This window comes from Arthrobacter silvisoli (genome assembly GCF_003369445.1).
GTDB lineage: Bacteria > Actinomycetota > Actinomycetes > Actinomycetales > Micrococcaceae > Arthrobacter > Arthrobacter silvisoli.
The window spans coordinates 197726-217209 of the sequence record NZ_QRCU01000077.1; the positions used below are offsets into that span (position 1 = coordinate 197726).

The window sequence follows — 19484 nt, forward strand, 5'->3', positions numbered from 1 at the left end:
ATGAAGACACCCGTTTCCACGTACAGGCTCCAGATCCGCCCCGGCTTCACGCTCGGGGACGCAGCGGAGCTTACCGGCTATCTCAGATCGCTCGGCGTGGACTGGGTGTATTTGTCGCCCATCCTGACGGCGGAGGAAGGGTCCCAGCACGGCTACGACGTCACGGATCCTTCCTCTGTTGACCTTGCCCGCGGGGGAGCGGAGGGGCTGGCGGTGCTGGCTGCCGCGGCCCGGGAGTCCGGCCTGGGCGTGCTCGTGGACATCGTTCCCAACCACATGGGCGTGGCCTCGCCGCCGCAGAACGCCTGGTGGTGGTCGCTGCTGAAGGAGGGCCGCTCCTCGCGGTACGCGGAAGCCTTCGATGTCGATTGGGAGGCTGCGGGCGGCAAGCTGCGGATTCCGGTCCTGGGCAGCGACGACGACGTGGACGCGCTGGAAATCACCGGCGGGGAACTGCGCTACTATGAGCACCGCTTCCCGCTTGCCGAGGGCAGCCATACACGGGGGGACAGCCCGCGGGAGGTCCACGCGCGCCAGCACTATGAGCTGGTCGGCTGGCGCCGGGCCGACGCCGAGCTGAACTACCGCCGCTTCTTCGCCGTCAGCACCCTCGCCGGCGTCCGGGTTGAGGTCCCCTGGGTTTTCGAGGAGTCGCACGCCGAGATCACCCGCTGGTTCCGCGACGGCCTCGCAGACGGGCTGCGGGTGGACCACCCGGATGGTCTTGCCGACCCCGCCGGCTACCTGGCCCGGCTCAAGCAGGCGACCGGCGGCGCCTACGTGCTGGTGGAGAAGATCCTGGAGCCAGGGGAGGAACTGCCGGAAACCTTCGACTGCGAGGGGACCACCGGGTACGACGCGCTCGCCGACGTCGACCGGCTTTTCGTCGATCCCGACGCCGGCCCGCGCCTCGATGCCTTGGACGCCCGCCTGCGTGGCGCCACGACCCCGCCCGACTACCAGGAGATGATCCACGGCACCAAGCGGCGCATCACCGACGGCATCCTCCGTTCGGAGATCCTGCGGCTGGCCCGGCTTGTCCCGGAAACCCGGGAATTCCCGCGGCCGGTTGTCGCGGATGCCCTGGCCGAAACCATCGCCGCGTTCCCCGTGTACCGGACCTACCTTCCGCATGGCAAGGACATCCTGGTGGATGCGGTGGAGCACGCCGGGCGGGCCAGGCCCGAGCTGGGGCCCGCCTTGCAGCGCTTGCTTCCCCTGCTCCTGGACACGGACGGGGAGCTTGGCCGCCGCTTCCAGCAGACCTCCGGAATGGTCATGGCCAAGGGCGTGGAGGACACGGCCTTCTTCCGGTACACGAGGCTCGGCACCCTCACCGAAGTGGGCGGCGATCCCACGGAGCTGGCCGTCGCGCCCGAGGAATTCCACCGGCGCATGGCCGGCCGGCAGTCCAAGCTGCCGCTGTCCATGACAAACCTGACCACGCATGACACCAAGCGCAGCGAGGATACCCGGGCGCGGATCTCCGTCATCTCCGAGGCCGTTTCCGAATGGGAAGCCTTCCTGGACCGGGTGCAGGAGCTGGCGCCGATTCCGGACGGCCCCCTCGCGGCGCTCGTCTGGCAGGCCGTTGCGGGGGCCTGGCCGGCCAGCCGCGAACGGCTCCAGGCCTTTGCGCTCAAGGCCGCCCGGGAAGCCGGCAACTCGACCAACTGGACAGACCCGGATGCCGCCTTTGAAACGGCCCTTGCCGCCACCGTCGACGCCGTATTCGATGTGCCGGAGGTGGCTGCCGCCCTGGCTGGCTTCGTCGCGGACCTGGAACCGTACGGCTGGTCCAACTCCCTCTCGGCCAAGCTCGTGCAGCTGACCATGCCCGGCGTGCCGGACGTCTACCAGGGCACGGAGTTCCGGGACGGATCGCTCACCGATCCGGACAACCGCCGCCCGGTCGACTTCCCGGCCCGGATCGCCGCCCTGGAACGGCTCGACGGCGGGGCGCGCCCGGCGTTCACTGACGAGGACGCGAAGCTGCTGGTCGTCTCCCGGGCCCTGCGGCTGCGGCGCGGCCGGCCCGGGCTGTTCGGCGGCTACCGCCCGCTGGCTGTGTCCGGCGTGGCGGCAAGCCATGTCATAGCCTTCGACCGCGGCGCCGACGGCGGCGGTGCCGTGACGATCGCGACCCGCCTGCCGAAGCGCTTGGAGCGCGACGGGGGCTGGCGGGACACCGCCGTCGGACTGCCGGCCGACTGCACCGACGAACTTACCGGGCGGACCTTCGCTGCCGGGCCCGCCGCCGTCGCGCAGCTGCTCGCGGACTATCCGGTGGCCCTGCTGGTGCCCGCAGTCTGAGCTTTCCAACCAAACCCACTACAGGACATTCATCACAGGGGGAGAACCATGCCGCACCACGCCACCACGCCCGGCCCCTACGACGTCTGGGCGCCCGCCGCGGGCTCCGTGGGCCTCGTGTCCGGGGGCCGGGAGTACAGCATGGAGAGACTTTCGGGTCCCTCCGCCGGCTGGTGGCACGCGCCGGAGTTCACCGGCGGGGACGGCGTGGGCTACGCCTACTTGGTGGATGGGGAAGGACCGTTCCCGGATCCACGCTCGCGCCGGCAACCGGAGGGCGTCCACGGACCCTCCGCAGGGTTCGACGCAGGTGCGCACGAGTGGCGGGACGCCGGCTGGACCGGCCGCGGACTGCGCGGCTCTCTCATCTACGAACTGCACCTCGGCACCTTCACCCCCGAGGGCACGCTCGACGCGGCCGCCGGGAAGCTGGACTACCTGGTGGAACTCGGCGTCGACTTCGTGGAGCTGCTGCCCGTCAACGCCTTCAACGGCACCCACAACTGGGGCTACGACGGCGTGCTCTGGTACGCCGTCCACGAGCAGTACGGCGGGCCAGCCGCGTACCAGCGCTTCGTGGACGCCGCCCACGCGGCGGGGCTGGGCGTCATCCAGGACGTGGTCTACAACCACCTGGGCCCCAGCGGGAACTACCTGCCCAAGTTCGGGCCCTACCTGAAGTCCGGGCCCGGCAACACCTGGGGGGACTCGGTCAATCTGGACGGGCCGGACTCCGACGAGGTGCGCCGCTACATCCTTGACAACGCCGCCATGTGGCTGCGTGAGTACCACGTGGACGGTCTTCGGCTCGACGCCGTGCACGCCCTGCGCGACGAACGGGCCGTGCATATCCTCGAAGACCTGGCCATCGTGGCGGACGGCATCGAAGCCGACACCGGGGTGCCCCGGACGCTGATCGCCGAGTCCGACCTGAACAACCCGCGCCTCATCTACCCGCGGCAGGACAACGGCTACGGGCTGGCGGGACAGTGGAGCGACGACTTCCACCACGTAGTCCACGTGAACCTCACAGGCGAGACGGTGGGCTACTACGCCGATTTCGAGTCCCTGGCCGCCCTGGCCAAAGTCCTGCGGCACGGTTTCTTCCACGACGGCAGCTATTCCAGCTTCCGCGCCCGGCACCATGGGCGGCCCATCCGCCAGGACCTGGCCCACCCGTCCGCTCTGGTGGTCTGCAACCAGAACCACGACCAGATCGGCAACCGGGCCGCGGGCGACCGGCTCAGCGCCAGCCTTTCCTACGGTCGCCTCGCCCTGGCTGCGGTGCTGACCATGACCTCCCCGTTCACGCCGATGCTGTTCATGGGCGAGGAGTTCGGTGCTTCGACCCCTTGGCAGTTCTTCACCTCCCACCCCGAGGAGTGGCTGGGCAAGGCCACGGCGGAGGGCCGGCTCAAGGAATTCGAGCGCATGGGCTGGGACCCGGCATTGGTGCCGAACCCGCAGGATCCGGAAACCTTCCTGCGTTCAAAGCTCAAGTGGGAGGAAGCGGGCGAGGGGGACCACGCGCGGCTGCTCGCCCTGTACCGCGCCCTGGCAGTACTGCGGCGCACGACGCCGGAACTCACCGACGGCGGTTTCGACGCCACCGAGGTGGACTTCAACGAGGACGAACGCTGGCTAGAACTGGTGCGCGGCGGCGTGCGTGTGGTGTGCAACTTCGGCTCCGATGAGCTGTCCACCGACGTCGACGGCGTGCTGCTGCTCGCCACTGACCCAGCGGTTTCGCTTCAGGACAGGACGTTGAACCTCCCTGGGGAAGCGGCCGCCGTCGTACGGACCGCCTGAGGCGGTTCTTTGGCGATGTTGGTGCGGGTGGCTTGCCCCCATTTATCCAAGCCACCCACACCGGTCTGTGTTGCCGCTACTGCGCTGCTGCTATTTCTTCAGCAGCGCTGCCGCCCGCGTCTCGGCCGCGGCCCGGATGTCGGCAACCTCATCCAGCTTGCGTTGCTGCTGCGCGACGACGGTGGTCAGGTACGGAGCGGCGACCTCCTGGAGCCGCTTCTCGAGCTGCGTTTGTTCCCGGCACGTTGCGTCCGCGACGGCCATCTTCCGGGCGGCCTGGCCACCCTGCTGTGCAGCCAAGAGCGAACCCTTTCCTGGATCCTTAAGGTCTTCGTACCCCGCCTCCGTCATGCACACGGACCAATCGCCCAGGGCCGTGCTGGCTGCCGGGGCGTGGCGTGCAGTTTCAACGGCGGGAAAAACGAGGGAATAGGCGTCCGCGGCCTGGGCGTAGTCCTGGCCTGTGCCGTACGTCGCTTCGATGCCTTCGAGCTTGCACCCTCCGACCACGAAGCCCTTGGCCCCCACTCTGACAACCTTCTGGCTTTCCGCGGACCCGTTGAAAGCTTCAATCATGGGCTCGGGCATGTAGATTTCCCTCCCCTTCAGGTGCGGATATCCGCTCTTACGCGCCGTTGCGACGTCCATCGGGGCGAAGCCGTAGATGAAACTGTTCAAGTTAGGCTCCCTGTGGCTGAGTTCCGTCTTCTTGAAGTCCGGGAAACCGGCCTTCGCCATGCATCCGGCCGTGACCACCATCCGGGCGGCGAACGCTGCCTCAGACTCGTCCACGTAACTCCGCGCCTTGTCCAGGATGCCGGGCTCCGGCTGCGCGGCCGGTTCGACTGCAGCGTAATCGGGTGCCATCGACGGCAAATCGGAAGGGTCCGGCGTCGCCGGCGGGATGGTTGCCGCTACGAGGGCGGCAACAGCTCCCGCACCGAGGATTCCGAATCCCCACATTCTTTTCCTCATGATGATGATCTCCTCAATTTCCTGTGTTTGCTTGCAGCAAGCCGTGCTCATAAGCGAAGGACACGAGCTGGATGCGGCTCTTCAGCGAGAGCTTCCCCAGGACGTTGGCCACATGCGTTTTCACCGTGGCCTCGCCGAGGAACAACTCCGCTGCGATCTCCCCGTTGGCACGCCCGGAGGCGGCCAGCAGGAAGACTTCTTTTTCCCGCGCGGTCAAACCCTCCAGCACGGACTCATTGCCGGCTCGGGGAGTGGTGTAGTCGCGCAGAAGTTCGTTGGCTGCGGAAGGAGCCATGACAGCATGCCCTGAATGGACGGTCCTGATCGTGGCGAGCAGGAACTCCGGTGTAGCGTCCTTTGTCAGGAATCCCGAGGCACCGGCCTGGATGGCACGGACCACCGCTTCATCATGCTGGATGGTGGTCAGCACGATGATCCGCACGCCTTGGGTTTCGCCGGCCAGGATTCTTCGGGTGGCCGTGATGCCGTCCATGCGGGGCATCCGGATATCCATCAGGATGACGTCCGGCGCCGTCTCCGTCGCCAGCAGGCATGCGTCTTCACCGTTCCCGGCTTCACCCACGAATTCCAGGTCCGGTTGGCTGCGAAGGATCATCTTGAGCCCTGCGCTGAAGAGCGGCTGGTCATCCACCAACATGACCCGGATGCGTTCGCCGCTCATGGCAGCACCGCCGTCACAGTGAAGTGGCCCGCCGCGGCAACGGCCGAAACAGAGCCACCCACCGCCGTCGCGCGTTCCTTCATGCCGCGGATGCCGCGGCCCTCACGGGAGGGCATTGCCGGTCTGTCCGCCAAGGCCGAGACAACCTGGAGCTCGACGCCGGCCTGACCAGAGGAAAGACTAATCTTCGCCCCGGACTCGCGGCGGCCGTGCTTGAACGCATTCGTCAGGCTTTCCTGCGCCAGCCGATAGAGCGTGAGCTGCTGGGACGGCGACAATGCGAGATCCTGCCCGCCCTCGACTGTAACGGGCATTCCACTTGCTCGGAACTGTCGTGCCAACTCTGGCAGGTCACCGAGGGTTGGCGCCGGGTTCTGCCCGCCGGGAGAGCGGCTCAGCATGTGCCGGGTATCGCGGAGCGCTGTCCGGGCTGCTGCGGCGATGACACCGGCGGCTTCCTCGACGGCGTCCGGCTCGCTGCGGTGGATGAACCGGATGCCCTCTGCCTGAGCGGCGATGACCGTCAATGAATGCGCCAGGACGTCGTGCAGTTCGCGGGCAATGCGGTTCCGTTCCTGTTCCACGGCCAGTTCAACGTGGGTCAGCTGCAGCGAAGCTTCGGCGCGCAATTGCGCTGCGCGGCTGTTCGCGGCACTGACAACAGCATGTGCTGCTGCCCAAGCGGAGATACACAAGGCCGTGCTCGCGCCAAGGACCAAGCCACCGTAGACCAGGCTGCGCATCAGTCCTTCGCCCAACGCGTTCCCGAAGACGAAGTTCAGCCACACACTGTCACCCAGCCAGTTGGCGGTGACGAGCAGCGAGAGCAGCACGCTCAGCACCGGAAGGAGCCATGGAAGCCCGCGGTGGCCGAGAGAGGCAAAGAACACCGCCACCGGGATGGCGACGTAGCAGAGCACCCCGGACATCATGACGCCGGGGAAGAGGCCGCCCAATTGGGCCAGGAGGACCATCCCGGCGAAGGCCAGGCTGCTTCGCGGCACCAGGCGTGCGGCCGCCGCGGCGGAACACAATCCGACGGCGGCAGCGGCGGAACGGTCGAATCCGCGTCCGTCCACGAGCAAGAATGCGCTAAGCAAAGCGGCGGCGGTTGCCGGTGCAGCGAAAGGGGTGCAGCGGCGGAGAGCGTTGAGCATGTCCTTCAGCGTAGGGGAGCCCGAAGCTGGTTTTTGCTGGAATTGAACAGCTTCCACCTAAAGGAGGAGAAGCTTCATCCTCGGAGCTCCGCCACCCCGTCTTTCTGACCACATGCCGGACAGCCCGGGGCGGCCCCAGACACCGGTGGCAGGATGGGACGTATGACTTATGTGGCCGCGGACACCCGCTACGACACCATGCCCTACCGCCGCGTCGGACGCAGCGGTCTGAAACTTCCCGCCATCTCCCTTGGCCTGTGGCACAACTTCGGCGACGACAAGCGCTTCGAGGAGCAGCGCGCCATCCTCCGCCGTGCCTTCGACCTGGGCGTGAACCACTTCGACCTCGCCAACAACTACGGTCCGCCGGACGGCTCCGCCGAGACCAACTTCGGCCGCCACCTGAAGGACGACTTCAAGCCGTACCGCGATGAACTGGTCATCTCCACGAAGGCCGGCTACTACATGTGGCCCGGCCCGTACGGCGAATGGGGCTCCCGCAAGTACCTGCTCTCCAGCCTCGACCAGTCACTGCAGCGCATGGGCCTGGACTACGTGGACATCTTCTACAGCCACCGGCCCGACCCCGAGACCCCGCTCGAGGAAACCATGGGTGCGCTGGACCACGCCGTGCGCTCGGGTAAGGCCCTCTACGCCGGCATCTCCTCCTACACCCCGGAACAGACCCTTGAGGCGGCCCGCATCCTGAAGGAGATGGGAACGCCACTGCTCATCCACCAGCCCAGCTACTCCATGCTGAACCGGTGGACCGAGAACGGCTCGCCGAACCTGTACGAGGCCCTGGACCAGGTGGGCGCCGGATCCATCGCGTTCTCGCCGCTGGCCCAAGGTCTGCTCACCAACCGCTACCTGCACGGAGTGCCTGCCGATTCCCGCGCCGCCAAGGAGCGCTTCCTGTCCGGGAAGTCCCTCACCGAGGAAAGGCTCAACCGGGTCCGCGGCCTCAACGCGATCGCCGAAGGCCGCGGCCAGACCCTGGCCCAGATGGCCATCGCCTGGATCCTGCGGGACCAGCCCAAGGGTTCGCCGGTGACCTCCGCACTGGTCGGGGCTTCCAGCGTCGCGCAACTGGAAGACACCCTCACGGCCATCGACAACCTCGCGTTCACGCAAGAGGAACTGACGGCCATCGACGAGTTCGCCGTCGAATCCGATATCAACCGCTGGGCACAGAAGTAGCGCTGCAACAAAAAAGGCAGGGCCGGCCGGAACAAAACCGGCCCTACCGGTGTTGCGTATAATGCAAATTGCGCCGAATGGCGCCGTGCCGAGGCCGCCGTCGCACTTCATGCCGGCCGGGCCTGGCACCTGAGCTTAGTTCTCGAAGGAGTTCCGTGTCTTCACATCCGATTCGCGTTGCCATCGTCGGTGTCGGCAACTGCGCCGCCTCCCTGGTCCAGGGTGTCCACTATTACCGCGACGCCGACCCGCAGGCCACGATCCCCGGCCTGATGCACGTTGAGTTCGGTCCGTACCACGTGGGCGACGTCCAGTTCGTCGCAGCCTTCGACGTCGATGGCAAGAAGGTCGGCCTTGACCTCGCCGATGCCATCGGTGCCAGCGAAAACAACACCATCAAGATCGCTGACGTGCCGGAAACCGGTGTGATCGTCCAGCGTGGCCACACCCTGGACGGCCTGGGCCGCTACTACCGCGAAACCATCGTCGAGTCCCCGGCCGAGCCCGTGGACATCGTGGCCGCCCTGCGCGAGGCCAAGGCCGACGTCATGGTCTGCTACCTGCCCGTGGGTTCCGAAGACGCTGCCATGTTCTACGCCCAGGCGGCGATCGACGCCGGCGTGGCCTTCGTCAACGCCCTGCCGGTCTTCATCGCCGGCACGAAGGAATGGGCCGACAAGTTCACCGCAGCCGGTGTTCCGATCGTGGGCGATGACATCAAGAGCCAGATCGGCGCCACCATCACGCACCGCGTCATGGCCAAGCTCTTCGAGGACCGCGGCGTCACGCTGGACCGCACGTACCAGCTGAACGTCGGCGGCAACATGGACTTCAAGAACATGCTCGAGCGCGACCGCCTGGAGTCCAAGAAGATCTCCAAGACCCAGGCCGTGACCTCCAATGTCCAGGCGGAGCTGCACGCCGACGACGTCCACATCGGACCGTCCGACTACGTGGCCTGGCTCGATGACCGCAAGTGGGCCTTCGTCCGCCTCGAGGGCCGCAACTTTGGCGACGCCCCGGTTTCCCTCGAGTACAAGCTCGAAGTCTGGGACTCCCCGAACTCCGCCGGCGTCATCATCGACGCCATCCGCGCCGCCAAGATCGGCCTGGACCGCGGCATCGGCGGCCCGCTGCTCTCCGCTTCCAGTTACTTCATGAAGTCTCCGCCGGAGCAGTTCAATGACGACCTCGCCCGCGAGAAGGTCGAAGCCTTCATCCGCGGCGATATCGAACGCTAAGGCTTCCGCGCAAGGCGCTCTCCCGTATACGGGGGAGCGCCTCTTGCGTTAAGCCCGCCCTTCGAAGCGCCAGATGGCATGGCTGGCCTGGGCGAGGGCCAGCAGCTTGAGCAGCAACTGGGAATGCATGTGCATCCCGACGGCGGCCGTCTGGATGGCCTGGTCAAGGCTGGCGGCCGCGGCGGTGAGCTGCAGGTCCAAGCCGGCGATGGTGTCCATGGCGCCGCTGTAGGCGTCCAGGATCTCCGTGGACAGCGGGATGCCAAGCCGTTCCATGAGCGCCAGCTGGGCGTCGAGGGCGTTCCTGGCATCGCTTTCCTCGTCCGGCCAGCCGCGCAGCTGCACGACGGCGTCGCCCGGCCGTGCGTGTCCGGCGCCGTGGGTATCGCGGCTGCCACCTCCATGGTTCGTTCCCTCGCCGTGCGGCCCGAGCCGCAGCACCACGCGCTGCACGGTCGCCAGTACCTCAAGCCGCGGCGCACCGCCGTCGGCCACTGACACGATGGCGCGGATCTGTTCGATGCCCAGCCCCACGATCTGCCGCAGTGACTGGATCAGTTCCAGGCGCCGCAGGTGGCCGGCGTCGTAGCGGGCCCGGGTGGCGGTGACCGCCTCGCCGGGCTGCAGGAGCCCTTCGCGCAGGTAGTACTTGATGCTCGCGGCGCTGACTCCGCTGCGGGCGCTCAGTTCGTTCAGCTGCATTGCTTTCCGCCTCCATGGAACGTCCCCCGCCAGGTCATTGGATAGCGGATCCGGCCCGGACTATCTTGATGTACAAGGATAGGATAGTGCTCCTATCCTAAAGGCATGGAGCACTGGAACGTCCTTCTTGTCAGTCATGTGGTGGCCGCGTTGTTCGTCCTGGTGATCGGCCCCGCGCAGATCCTGCGCCGCCGTCGGGACCGGATCCACCGGAGCATGGGCTATCTGTGGGTCGCGGCGATGTACTACGTCTGCCTGAGCAGCTTCTGGATTGTCTCCGGTGGCCATTTCTCGTGGCTGCACGGTCTGTCGGCCTTCACCCTGGTGACGGTCACGCTCGGCCTGGTCAGCGCGATCCGCCGCAACATTCCCGCGCATCGGGGCAACATGGTGGGCAGCTACATCGGAACCGCCGTCGCCTTCGGCTTCGCGGTTGCCGCGCCGGGACGGGCGATTCCCCGGCTGTTGGCCACGGACCCCGGAAGCGCCGTCTTCGTGGCCGTGCTGGTGGCGGGTACCGTCGCCGCGGTCTATGTGTCCCTGTTCCGGGGCCAGTCCAACAGAAACGGCCAGCCCAACGGAAACGGCCAGCCCAACGGAAACGGCCGACGGCGGCCCCTTGCCGCCGTCGACCGTTCACCTGCCGACCGATCGCCTGCCAGCCGGGTCTGACTCGTCCGAAGGGGCTTAGCGGCGTCCGGCCTGCAGGCCCGCGCGCGCCATGGCGTCCGCGTAGGAGCGGCCCATCTCGATCAGCCATTCGGTCTGGCGTTCCTTGGATCCGGCGAAGGCGCGGCCGTGCAGCGAACGGGCCTTGTAGACCTTCAGGCCGCGGCGCCAGATCAGCTGGTTGTCCGTCTTGAGGAGCATCTGCGCCAGGCGGTTCGCCTCGGTGCCGTGCGCGACGATCGCCGAGGCACGCGGAACGAGTTTCAGGAAGGTGATCAGCGGCTTCAGGCCGGCGCTGACCTGCTCCGGCGTGAGCTTGCCGTTGGCCTCGCCCGGGGTGAACCACGGGTGGGTGTTCCACGGCATCATCCATTCCGGACGCAGGCCGAGCTGGAACTGCAGGCCCAGGAGACGGGTGGCGGCGGTGTCGTCGCCGGCCCAGACCACGCCGCGCGGGGAGGCTTCGCTGGTGTTGGAGAACAGGGTGACGATGCGGCAGTCCTCGACCGAGTGCATCGGGTCCACGTAGGGCACCTCGAAGCCGGGACGGAGCTTGCGCAGGAATTCCACGTGCTCGTTGACCGGGGCGATGTGCGGGGCAAAGAACGGGCTGTCCGGGACTGCCGGGGCGTCTTCGACTTCGTCCGCGGTTTCGGGCTCGACGACGGCTTCCGGCTCGACTGCGGTTTCGGGCTCCACGACGGTCAGCGACGCGGTCTTCTCGGCGACGGGAGCCTCTACGACGGGCGCCTCGACGGCGACGGGAGCAAGCCCGACGGCGGGAGTCTCGGCTACGGGAGTCCCGACGACAACTGTCTCAGCCTCCACTGCCGGGGCGACGAGCGGGGCCACCCGGCGGGTGATCACGGGGCCGGCCTTGGGCATGGACTTGGAGGCGGCCTTCTGAGGAGCGCTTTCCTTCGTGGCTGCCGCAGTCTTCGGGGCGGCGGTTTTTGTGGCGGCCGTCTTTGTGGCGGCCGTCTTTGTGGCGGCCGTGGGCGCCGCCTGCTTCACGGGAGCCTTCTTGGCGGGGGCGTCCAAGTCGTCGTCATCGTCGTCGTCGAACAAGCCATCGAAGAGCTTGTCGAGCTCGTCGTAGCCGGAGTCGTAGTCGTCGTCGATATCGGGACCCTGCCCGAAACCCTCTTCATACCGCGAAGCGATGTCGCTGCGGTAGTCCTCGTCGTAGTCCTCGAAATAGTCCGGTTCAGCCAAGGCGGTCATGAGGGCAGGGGTCTCCTCGTGTCGGGCAGGGGCCGGTTCCGGGCGCGTGGGGGCACGTCCGTTCCGGGCCAGTTGATGGGGAGGCTCCCCGGAGTGCCGGTGGAGCTTTTAGATCTTAGCAAGACGAGGGTGGTCTGGTGTTCTTCCGGCGTTCATTTGACCGGGTGTCCGGCGTAGCCTCGGGTCATGGACGGTGAGGATGCGTCGAAAATCACCTTGCGCAGGCTCTCGGAGGGCGACGAGGAACGGCTTGTGGCCGCCTCGCCGTTGTTCGACCGGCCGGTCACCGCGGAACTCGCCCGGCTCTTCCTGAGCAGGCCCGGCCACCACCTGCTGCTGGCCGAAAACGCCGGCGGTGCCGCCGTCGGATTCGTCAGCGGCGTGGAAACAACCCACCCGGACAAGGGCACGGAGATGTTCCTTTATGAACTGGGTGTGGCTGAACCCTGGCGACGCCGGGGAGTGGCATCCCGGCTGATCGGCGCCTTGGCGGAGATTGCCCGGGATCGGGGCTGCTACGGCATGTGGACCGGGACGGAACACGACAACGAGGCCGCGCTGGCCACCTACCGGGCCACCGGGGCGGAGATCGAGCCTGGCACGACGATTGTGGTGTACACCTTCGCGCGCGGCGGGGAGCGGCGGGTACAGGAGCGTTAACGCGAAGGGCGGGTGGAACCGGCACGAACCAGCTCCACCCGCCCTTGCGAGGCGTCAATTGCCCGGCGTCACCTGCTCAGCGTCACCTGCCCGGCGTCAGCTGCTCAGACGTGGATGACGAACTGCGCCAGCGCCGCCGCGGCCACGAAGCTCGCCGAGAACGTCAGCATCGCCACGATCACGGTGCGCCAGTTCAGGGTCTTCAGGGCGTTGACGTCGCGCCCCAGGTTCATGCCGAGCAGGGCGATTGATCCGAGGCCCACATAGAGTGCATCGAGGTTGTGGGTCAGGGCGATGACCGCGTCGCTGAAGGGCATGAACGGCGCGGTGGCCAGGGTGCCCAGTCCGAGCACCCACACGCTGGAGGGCACCGCGGGCACATACTTGGCAAGCACGAACGCCAAGGCCGTCAAGCCGCCCAGCAGGACGACGCCGATCACGTCGTTGACGCTGATGGACCTGGTTCCCAGCGCGTTGAGGACGATGCCCGTGGCGATGCTGGCGCCGAAGGCGATGATCCAGGTCGAAGGCTTCGTGCGGACCTCGGGGTCCTGGATGACGGCGGCCACGTCGACCTTGCTGCGTTCGGGTTTCCGTGCACGGCTGGCGGTGATGACCTTACCGCTGCGGTCCAGGCGACGGCCCTCGTCGTCTCGGCGGAAGATCCGGGACCAGAACTTGTAGAGGCGCAGGGCCATAGGCAGCGAGAGGAATGCTCCGGCGTAGAAGCCGATGAGGTTGGTAACCAGGTTGGACAAGGCGGCAAGGGCCATGATCTCCGGTGCGGCTTGGGGGTAGATGATCGACAGCGCAGCCACGCCGCCGAGCATCATGGAGCCGGAACCGAGGCCGAGGCCAAGGGCGAGGGCACGCGGATCGAAGATGCCGACGCCGCCCAGCAGGCCGGCCAGCAGGGAAATGAAGACGGCGCCGAAGACGCTGCCCAGCAACCAGACGGAGAACACGCCGCGGTAGACGGGGGACTTCACGCCGAAGCGTTGCAGGGCATAGGCGAGGTAGGACTCGCGGTCGATGGCCCAAGTGGCGCCGATCGCCGTGCGTCCCATGCCCAGTGCCACACCCACCGGCAGAGCGAGAATGACGGTGCCGAAGATGTGGCCGACTTCCTGGAGCAGGATGGCCGGGCCGAGGGAGGTCAGCTTGGCCAGGGACGGGCCGACGTGGGTGCCGAGGGCTGCCAGGAACATCACGATGCTGACGTTCAGCAGCACTGAGGCCACCGCACGGCTCTGGCCGGACATGGGACGTACCTTCTGTACGCCGATGATGGCGCCGATCAGTACGGCCCACAACACCGGCATGAGAACGATCGCGGCGTTGCCGAGCGGGATCTTGTGCGTGCCGGCGAGGATCGCCACGGCGCAGACGGCCGTGGAGAGCAAGATCATCGCTGTCCATTGCCGGGCGCTCGGGGTGAAGAGGCTGCTCGCGCGCTCGTCGACCTTGACGATGCGCTCATCCACCTCCGGAGTGGTTGTGGACTGGGTCTTCATGGGGGTGCATCCTTCGTGTGCTGGGGCGATGCGGCGTCGTCGGCCGCTCATTTGGTATACCAAAAATGGTAAGGTGGATCACGAAGCAATGCAAGGCATCTCACAAAGTTCGCTCCCATAGGCGGCAAAAGCGCGCCTTTTGTAGCCTGACTGGCGAGATGCTGGCCCGGACAAGATTTCAATCTGGGATACCGAAGCCTGTTTTTCGACTTGGAGGAATTCATGATCACCCGACTTTCCGCCCGTTACGTCCTGGGATACGACGGCACACGGCACGTGATGTTCCAGGACGGGCACGTCGTGATGAAGGACGGCGAGGTGATCTACGTCGGCACCGGCTACGACGAACCAGTCGATGAGCATCGGGATTTCGGGCAGAGCCTGATCGCTCCTGGCCTGATCGACCTCGATGCCCTGACCGACATCGACCACATGATCTTCGACTCGTGGCCCAGCGCTGAGACCGGCCCGGGCATGCAGTGGTCAGAAGACTATTTCCACAACCGCCGACGCGACGTCTTCACCCCGGAGCAGCGCCAGAAGGTGCGTACGTTCGCGCTCGCCCAGCTGGCCCTGCACGGGGTCACCAGCTATATGCCCATCGCCTCGGAGATCCACAGTTCCTGGGCTGAGACCTTCGAAGAACTCCAGGGCATGGCACAGACCAGCATCGAATTGGGCCTGCGGGGCTTCCTGGGGCCGGCCTACCGTTCAGGCATCAACGTCACCGACGACGGCGGCGAACGCGTGATCCTCTTCGACGAGGAAGAAGGGCGCAAGGGCCTCGCCGACGCCGAACGTTTCCTTGACTACGCCGAGGAACTTAACCATCCGCTGATCACCGGCGTCCTGCTTCCGTGCCGTATCGAGACGCTGACGGATGAGCTGATGCGCAGCACGGCTGCCTTGGCGCGCGAGCGCAACGCCTTGGTCCGCCTGCATTGCCTCCAGCAGCCCACCGAGGACGGATTCCTGCTCAAGCTCACCGGACGGACGGTCCTGGAACAGTTGGTGGACACCGGGCTGCTGGAATCCCGGCTCCTCATTCCGCACGGTGTGGTCATCGACGGCACCGATCCCGCAGCGCACGCCGAAGGCGGCCCGCTGGACCTCCTGGCCCGCAACGACGTCAGCATCATCCACTGCCCGCTGACTTCCTTCCATTACTCGGGGATGCTCAAGTCCTTCGACGCCTTCGCAGCGGCCGGGGTCAACATGTGCCTGGGCACCGATTCCTTCCCGCCGGACCTGATCAAGGGCATCGACGTCGGAACCCACCTCGCGCGCATCGCCGAGGGCCGGCGCGATGCCGGCAAGGTGTCGGACTTCTTCGACGCCGCCACGCTTGGTGGGGCCAAGGCCCTTGGCCGCGAGGACCTCGGACGCCTCTGCCCCGGTGCGCAGGCGGACATCATGGTGGCGTCCCTCGGCGACTTCCGGGACGGCCCGGTAGAGGATCCGCTGCGCACACTCATCCTGAATGGCTCCGCGCGCAACGTCACCGACACTTATGTGGCAGGCCGTCCGGTGGTGGTCGACGGCGCACTCCCGGGCGTCGACCTGGCCGAACTGCGGGCGGAGGGCCAGCGGCTCTTCGACCAGATGGTGGAGGCCTACAGCGAACGCGACTACCGCCGTCGGGATGCCTCGGAGCTCTTCCCGCCGGTCTATGCAGGAGCCGATGCCCTGGCGGGCGCGGCCGGGTAGGGGACAAAGGAAAGCAAGCGGCTAAGGCACGCACGCGACCGAGGATGGAAGCGACGACGGCGCCGCCCCCTCATGCGCGGCCGTCGGCCTCGTGGAGGTTCCTTCGGCCGCGCCGATCGTTTCCCGGGACTCACCTCCCATGGGGCTCAGAACGGTGGCTGGTTGGAGGCAACGTCGGGGGCATCACGGCGTGCCGGTCCTGGGAGGCCGATGGCTGTCTCGATGTGGGTGGCGGGAAGCGGTGGACTGTCTTTGTAGGTCCTGCCGGTGGGGCTGGTCCATTCGAGGTTTCCGGCGCCGGTTTGCCGGATCTTCCATCGTGAGTGGTGTTTGAGCATGTGGTGGCGCCGGCAGAGTCCGGCGAGGTTGCCGGCGTCGGTGGTTCCGCCTTGGGCGGCGTCGTGGGTGTGGTCCAGGTCGAGATCGCGGGCCGGGATGCCGCAGCCGGGGAAGCGGCACCGGGTGTCGCGGGCGGTGAGGAGGCGTTTGAGGTCTTCGCCGGGCCGGTACCGGTCCGCGGCCAGCACGGCCCCGGTGATGGGGTCGGTCAGGACCCTGTTCCACGCGGTGGCCTGCCCGGCGAGGATCCTGGCGGTGCCGGGGTCGATGGGGTGGCGCCCGTCCAGCTCGGCCGGGACCTGGCCTGTAAGGCGTGTGGCTGCGGACCCTGGGGCCGGGTTGCCTGCGTCTCCGGTGGTGTCGCGGTCAATCAGGGTCAGCACCGGCACGGTGACATCCACCCGGGCGGTGATCGCGGCCAGGAGCCCGTCCTCGGTGTCGTGCCCGGCGGGAGCACCGCACAACAACAGTTCGGACAGGAAGTCGGCACGAAGCTGATCGGTGCTGCGTTGGTCAGTGGTGCAGGCAGGCCCGGTGGTGCGCTGGTCGGTGCTGCGTTGGTCGGTGGTGCAGGCGGGCCCGGTGGTCGGGCCCGGTTCCGTTGCGTGGTCCCGCGCCAGGCCGGCGTGTGCCCGGGCCATCCGGGTGAGGCGGTCGTGGATGCCGTAGGCCACGGCCGCGGGGAGGGTGGCGGCGAGTTCGGCCATCCCGTCGGGCAGGGGCGTGACGCGGACGCATCTCTGCGCGCCGGCCCGTTCGTGCCGGGCGGCCAGGGGCTCGGGCTGCGCCTTCTCGGCCTCCCGGACCGCCAGGCGCCGTACCCGCCCCGGTGCCTGGTGTTCGGCGCACGCCACCACCACGGCCTCATACCGGGCCAACGCCGCGGGGTCGTCCAGCACGGTTCCGGCGTCCTGGATCACCCGGGCGTGGGCCAGGCTGATCCGGCCCCGCGCCAGGGCCTGAAACGTCGCAGGGAAACGGTCCAGCAACTCCACGGCCTGGCCCATCTGCCGCTGCACGGTCCGGTCGTTCGCGCGGGTCGCAGTGGCGATCTCAGCGGCCACCGCACGCCGGGCCAGCTCCGCACCGTCCCACCGCAGGCCCCTGAACGCGCCCGGCCCCGCGCCGCCGTCGTTCTTGCCGCCGTCGTTCTTGCCGCCGTCCCGCGTGTCCTCCTCTGCCAGCACGTCCGCGACCCGGGACGCAATGGCGAGGGTGTATTCCCGCAAGGCCTGCAAGCCCGCGATCGCCGACTCCACAGACTGCAACGTCGAGACCAAACCGTCGAGCACCACCAGCGGATCAGACCCCGCGGACCGCGGCGCCATTACCTCCAAACTGCTGGTGATCTCCATCAACCCATCACATCACCGGGCACCGACATTAATGGGCGGTCCTTCAGGCCACCCGGTCCGGGCGGGGCGAGGGCCTTGGCGGCCATGCGCAGCAGTGCCCTTGGATCGCCTGCTGGGTGACCCCCGCCTTGGCAGCGCCGACCGTCCTTTGCAGCCCCACCGCAGCGCCCTACAAACGCCGCCCCGCAGCCTCGAAGCCAAGTGTCAGAACAGCCCGACAGCATTCCCGTCCGCGTCCACGTCCATCCGCATCGCCGCAGGCTCCTTCGGCAAGCCGGGCATCGTCATCACTGCGCCGGTCAGGGCCACGATGAAGCCGGCTCCGGTTTTCGGGATGAGGTCCCGGACCCGGATCGTGAACCCCTTGGGCGCACCGAGTACGCTGGCGTCGTCCGTGAAGGAGTACTGGGTCTTGGCCATGCACACGGGAAACCCCGCCCAGCCGTTCTTCCGGATGTCCGCCAGGCGCTTCTGTGCGGGGACGGAGAACTCGACCCCGTCGGCCCCGTAGATCTCCTGCGCGATCGTCCGGATCTTGTCCTCCACGGACAGCTCCAGCGCGTACAGGTGCCGGAAGGACGACGGCGCTGCGATCGCAGCGGCGACTTTGGCCGCGAGTTCATCACCGCCGTCGCCCCCGCCGCCACGGCCCCACACGTCTGCGACGGCGGCCTGGACGCCTTCGCGTGCACACCAGTCCAGGAGCCACTCAAGTTCCCCGGCGGTGTCGCTGCCGAAGCGGTTGATGGATACCACGGGCGTGATCCCGAACTTTTCCACGTTGTGCAGGTGCCTGCGAAGGTTCTCGACGCCGGCGGCAAGGGCTTCGGGGTTGGCCTCCGTGAGCCGTTCCTTGGGGACGCCGCCGTGCATCTTCAGCGCTCTGATGGTCGCGACCACCACGACGGCGGACGGCGCCACATCGCCGATCCGCGCTTTGATGTCCATGAACTTTTCGGCGCCGAGGTCTGCGCCGAAGCCGGCCTCCGTGACCACGATGTCAGCGAGCTCCCGCGCGGTTTCGGTGGCGATCAGGGAATTGCAGCCATGGGCGATGTTCGCGAACGGCCCGCCGTGCACCAGCGCCGGCGTCCCGGCGATGGTCTGCACCAAGTTCGGCTTGATGGCGTCCTTGAGCAGGAGGGTCAGGGCACCCTGGACGCCCAGGTCCGCCACGGTGACAGGCGTGCGGTCGAAGCGGTAGCCGAAAGTGATCCGGCCCAGCCGTTCGCGCAGGTCGGCCAGGTCCCTGGCGAGGCAGAACACGGCCATGATTTCCGAGGCCACGGTGATGTCGAAACCGTCCTGCCGTGGCACGCCCTGCACCGGGCCGCCAAGCCCGATCACCACCTCGCGCAGGGAACGGTCATTCATGTCCATGACCCGCTTGAAGGTCATCCGCCGCGGGTCGATGCCCAGTTCGTTCCCCTGGAAGATGTGGTTGTCGACCAGCGCCATGAGGGCATTGTTCGCCGAAGTGATGGCATGGAAGTCACCGGTGAAATGCAGGTTGATCTCGTCCATCGGCAGCACCTGCGAATAGCCGCCCCCGGTGGCGCCGCCCTTCATGCCGAGCACCGGGCCCAGGGACGGTTCGCGCAGGGCAATCATCACCTTGTGTCCGGCCCGGGCCAGCGAATCGGCCAGTCCCACGGTAGTGGTGGACTTTCCCTCGCCGGCCGGGGTGGGGGACATCGCCGAAACCAGCACCACTTTCCCCGGGGCCTTGCCAGGCTGCGGGGTGAGCTTCGCGGGATTGATCTTGGCCTTGAAGCGGCCGTAGACGTCCAGGGCTTCGGGCGGAATTCCGGCTTCTGCGGCTATCTCCCCGATCGGCCGGAGCGTCGCCTTGAGGGCAATCTCGAGATCGCTCATGGTTCCAGACATCATTGTCCTTCCAGTCCGCCGGACGGTCTGCCCGGCTTTCAGGTCTGCCC

The 19484-nt window shown here is 67.3% G+C and carries 15 protein-coding genes; 7 read left to right on the forward strand and 8 right to left on the reverse strand.

All coding sequences use genetic code 11. From position 1 onward, the window contains the following. Both treY and treZ read left to right on the forward strand, forming a co-directional pair. Positions 1 to 2313, forward strand: coding sequence for a malto-oligosyltrehalose synthase (gene treY / locus DWV11_RS18575; protein ID WP_115790369.1), 2313 nt, complete (start codon positions 1 to 3; stop codon positions 2311 to 2313). Positions 2314 to 2361: 48 nt separating this feature from the next. Continuing rightward, a complete protein-coding gene (gene treZ, locus DWV11_RS18580; protein ID WP_115790370.1) occupies positions 2362 to 4122 on the forward strand; it encodes a malto-oligosyltrehalose trehalohydrolase in 1761 nt (586 codons plus the stop codon). Positions 4123 to 4212: 90 nt separating this feature from the next. On the opposite strand, the gene DWV11_RS18585 is transcribed toward treZ, so the two are convergent. The 3 genes from DWV11_RS18585 to DWV11_RS18595 are packed head-to-tail and all read right to left on the reverse strand — an operon-like array spanning position 4213 to position 6936. Beyond that, the gene (locus tag DWV11_RS18585; protein WP_136017939.1) at positions 4213 to 5097 is read right to left on the reverse strand and encodes a hypothetical protein; all 885 of its coding nucleotides are present in this window, start codon (positions 5095 to 5097) and stop codon (positions 4213 to 4215) included. A gap of 13 nt (positions 5098 to 5110) precedes the next feature. Beyond that, positions 5111 to 5779, reverse strand: coding sequence for a response regulator (locus DWV11_RS18590; RefSeq protein ID WP_115790372.1), 669 nt, complete (start codon positions 5777 to 5779; stop codon positions 5111 to 5113). Then, on the reverse strand, positions 5776 to 6936 hold the full coding sequence (locus DWV11_RS18595) for a sensor histidine kinase (RefSeq protein ID WP_115790373.1): 1161 nt from the start codon (positions 6934 to 6936) through the stop codon (positions 5776 to 5778). The genes DWV11_RS18590 and DWV11_RS18595 overlap by 4 nt, the downstream gene beginning before the upstream one ends. 162 nt (positions 6937 to 7098) lie before the next feature. On the opposite strand from DWV11_RS18595, the gene mgrA reads away from it, so the two are divergent. Beyond that, entirely contained in the window at positions 7099 to 8136 is a 1038-nt protein-coding gene (gene mgrA, locus DWV11_RS18600; RefSeq protein ID WP_115790374.1) for an L-glyceraldehyde 3-phosphate reductase, read from the forward strand. Positions 8137 to 8291: 155 nt separating this feature from the next. Next, positions 8292 to 9377 (forward strand): inositol-3-phosphate synthase, encoded by a 1086-nt coding sequence (locus DWV11_RS18605; protein WP_115790375.1) that lies wholly within the window; start codon positions 8292 to 8294, stop codon positions 9375 to 9377. Between the two features lie 48 nt (positions 9378 to 9425). Here DWV11_RS18605 and DWV11_RS18610 read toward each other — a convergent pair whose 3' ends face one another. Then, positions 9426 to 10079 carry a MerR family transcriptional regulator gene (locus DWV11_RS18610; RefSeq protein WP_115790376.1) on the reverse strand — a complete coding sequence of 218 codons (654 nt, stop codon included), beginning with the start codon at positions 10077 to 10079 and terminating at the stop codon, positions 9426 to 9428. 105 nt (positions 10080 to 10184) lie between these two features. Between DWV11_RS18610 and DWV11_RS18615 the strand changes: the two genes are divergently transcribed. Next, positions 10185 to 10751 (forward strand): DUF2306 domain-containing protein, encoded by a 567-nt coding sequence (locus tag DWV11_RS18615; RefSeq protein ID WP_115790377.1) that lies wholly within the window; start codon positions 10185 to 10187, stop codon positions 10749 to 10751. A gap of 15 nt (positions 10752 to 10766) precedes the next feature. On the opposite strand, the gene DWV11_RS18620 is transcribed toward DWV11_RS18615, so the two are convergent. Next, the gene (locus DWV11_RS18620) at positions 10767 to 11264 is read right to left on the reverse strand and encodes a uracil-DNA glycosylase family protein (protein ID WP_115790479.1); all 498 of its coding nucleotides are present in this window, start codon (positions 11262 to 11264) and stop codon (positions 10767 to 10769) included. 894 nt (positions 11265 to 12158) lie between these two features. Here DWV11_RS18620 and DWV11_RS18625 point away from each other — a divergent pair. Beyond that, a complete protein-coding gene (locus tag DWV11_RS18625; protein WP_115790378.1) occupies positions 12159 to 12632 on the forward strand; it encodes a GNAT family N-acetyltransferase in 474 nt (157 codons plus the stop codon). Positions 12633 to 12736: 104 nt separating this feature from the next. Here the strand turns inward: DWV11_RS18625 and DWV11_RS18630 are convergent, their stop codons facing one another. After that, the gene (locus DWV11_RS18630) at positions 12737 to 14146 is read right to left on the reverse strand and encodes a DUF3100 domain-containing protein (protein WP_245953783.1); all 1410 of its coding nucleotides are present in this window, start codon (positions 14144 to 14146) and stop codon (positions 12737 to 12739) included. Positions 14147 to 14368: 222 nt separating this feature from the next. Between DWV11_RS18630 and DWV11_RS18635 the strand changes: the two genes are divergently transcribed. Then, positions 14369 to 15853, forward strand: coding sequence for a chlorohydrolase family protein (locus tag DWV11_RS18635; protein ID WP_115790379.1), 1485 nt, complete (start codon positions 14369 to 14371; stop codon positions 15851 to 15853). Positions 15854 to 15999: 146 nt separating this feature from the next. Here DWV11_RS18635 and DWV11_RS18640 read toward each other — a convergent pair whose 3' ends face one another. Together DWV11_RS18640 and DWV11_RS18645 are read right to left on the reverse strand one after the other, a co-directional pair. Further along, positions 16000 to 17547: an HNH endonuclease signature motif containing protein gene (locus DWV11_RS18640; RefSeq protein ID WP_245953785.1), complete on the reverse strand. Its 1548-nt coding sequence runs from the start codon at positions 17545 to 17547 to the stop codon at positions 16000 to 16002. A 204-nt stretch (positions 17548 to 17751) separates the two neighbouring features. Further along, positions 17752 to 19434, reverse strand: coding sequence for a formate--tetrahydrofolate ligase (locus DWV11_RS18645; protein ID WP_115790481.1), 1683 nt, complete (start codon positions 19432 to 19434; stop codon positions 17752 to 17754). Positions 19435 to 19484: the final 50 nt, after the last annotated feature.

Excerpts from the sequence above, each read along its gene's own strand:
- treY (WP_115790369.1), top strand. The coding sequence starts at position 1 with ATGAAGACACCCGTTTCCACGTACAGGCTCCAGATCCGCCCCGGCTTC.
- treZ (WP_115790370.1), top strand. The coding sequence starts at position 2,362 with ATGCCGCACCACGCCACCACGCCCGGCCCCTACGACGTCTGGGCGCCC.
- DWV11_RS18585 (WP_136017939.1), bottom strand. The coding sequence starts at position 5,097 with ATGAGGAAAAGAATGTGGGGATTCGGAATCCTCGGTGCGGGAGCTGTT.
- DWV11_RS18590 (WP_115790372.1), bottom strand. The coding sequence starts at position 5,779 with ATGAGCGGCGAACGCATCCGGGTCATGTTGGTGGATGACCAGCCGCTC.
- DWV11_RS18595 (WP_115790373.1), bottom strand. The coding sequence starts at position 6,936 with ATGCTCAACGCTCTCCGCCGCTGCACCCCTTTCGCTGCACCGGCAACC.
- mgrA (WP_115790374.1), top strand. The coding sequence starts at position 7,099 with ATGACTTATGTGGCCGCGGACACCCGCTACGACACCATGCCCTACCGC.
- DWV11_RS18610 (WP_115790376.1), bottom strand. The coding sequence starts at position 10,079 with ATGCAGCTGAACGAACTGAGCGCCCGCAGCGGAGTCAGCGCCGCGAGC.
- DWV11_RS18615 (WP_115790377.1), top strand. The coding sequence starts at position 10,185 with ATGGAGCACTGGAACGTCCTTCTTGTCAGTCATGTGGTGGCCGCGTTG.
- DWV11_RS18620 (WP_115790479.1), bottom strand. The coding sequence starts at position 11,264 with ATGCACTCGGTCGAGGACTGCCGCATCGTCACCCTGTTCTCCAACACC.
- DWV11_RS18625 (WP_115790378.1), top strand. The coding sequence starts at position 12,159 with ATGGACGGTGAGGATGCGTCGAAAATCACCTTGCGCAGGCTCTCGGAG.
- DWV11_RS18630 (WP_245953783.1), bottom strand. The coding sequence starts at position 14,146 with ATGAAGACCCAGTCCACAACCACTCCGGAGGTGGATGAGCGCATCGTC.
- DWV11_RS18635 (WP_115790379.1), top strand. The coding sequence starts at position 14,369 with ATGATCACCCGACTTTCCGCCCGTTACGTCCTGGGATACGACGGCACA.
- DWV11_RS18640 (WP_245953785.1), bottom strand. The coding sequence starts at position 17,547 with ATGGAGATCACCAGCAGTTTGGAGGTAATGGCGCCGCGGTCCGCGGGG.
- DWV11_RS18645 (WP_115790481.1), bottom strand. The coding sequence starts at position 19,434 with ATGTCTGGAACCATGAGCGATCTCGAGATTGCCCTCAAGGCGACGCTC.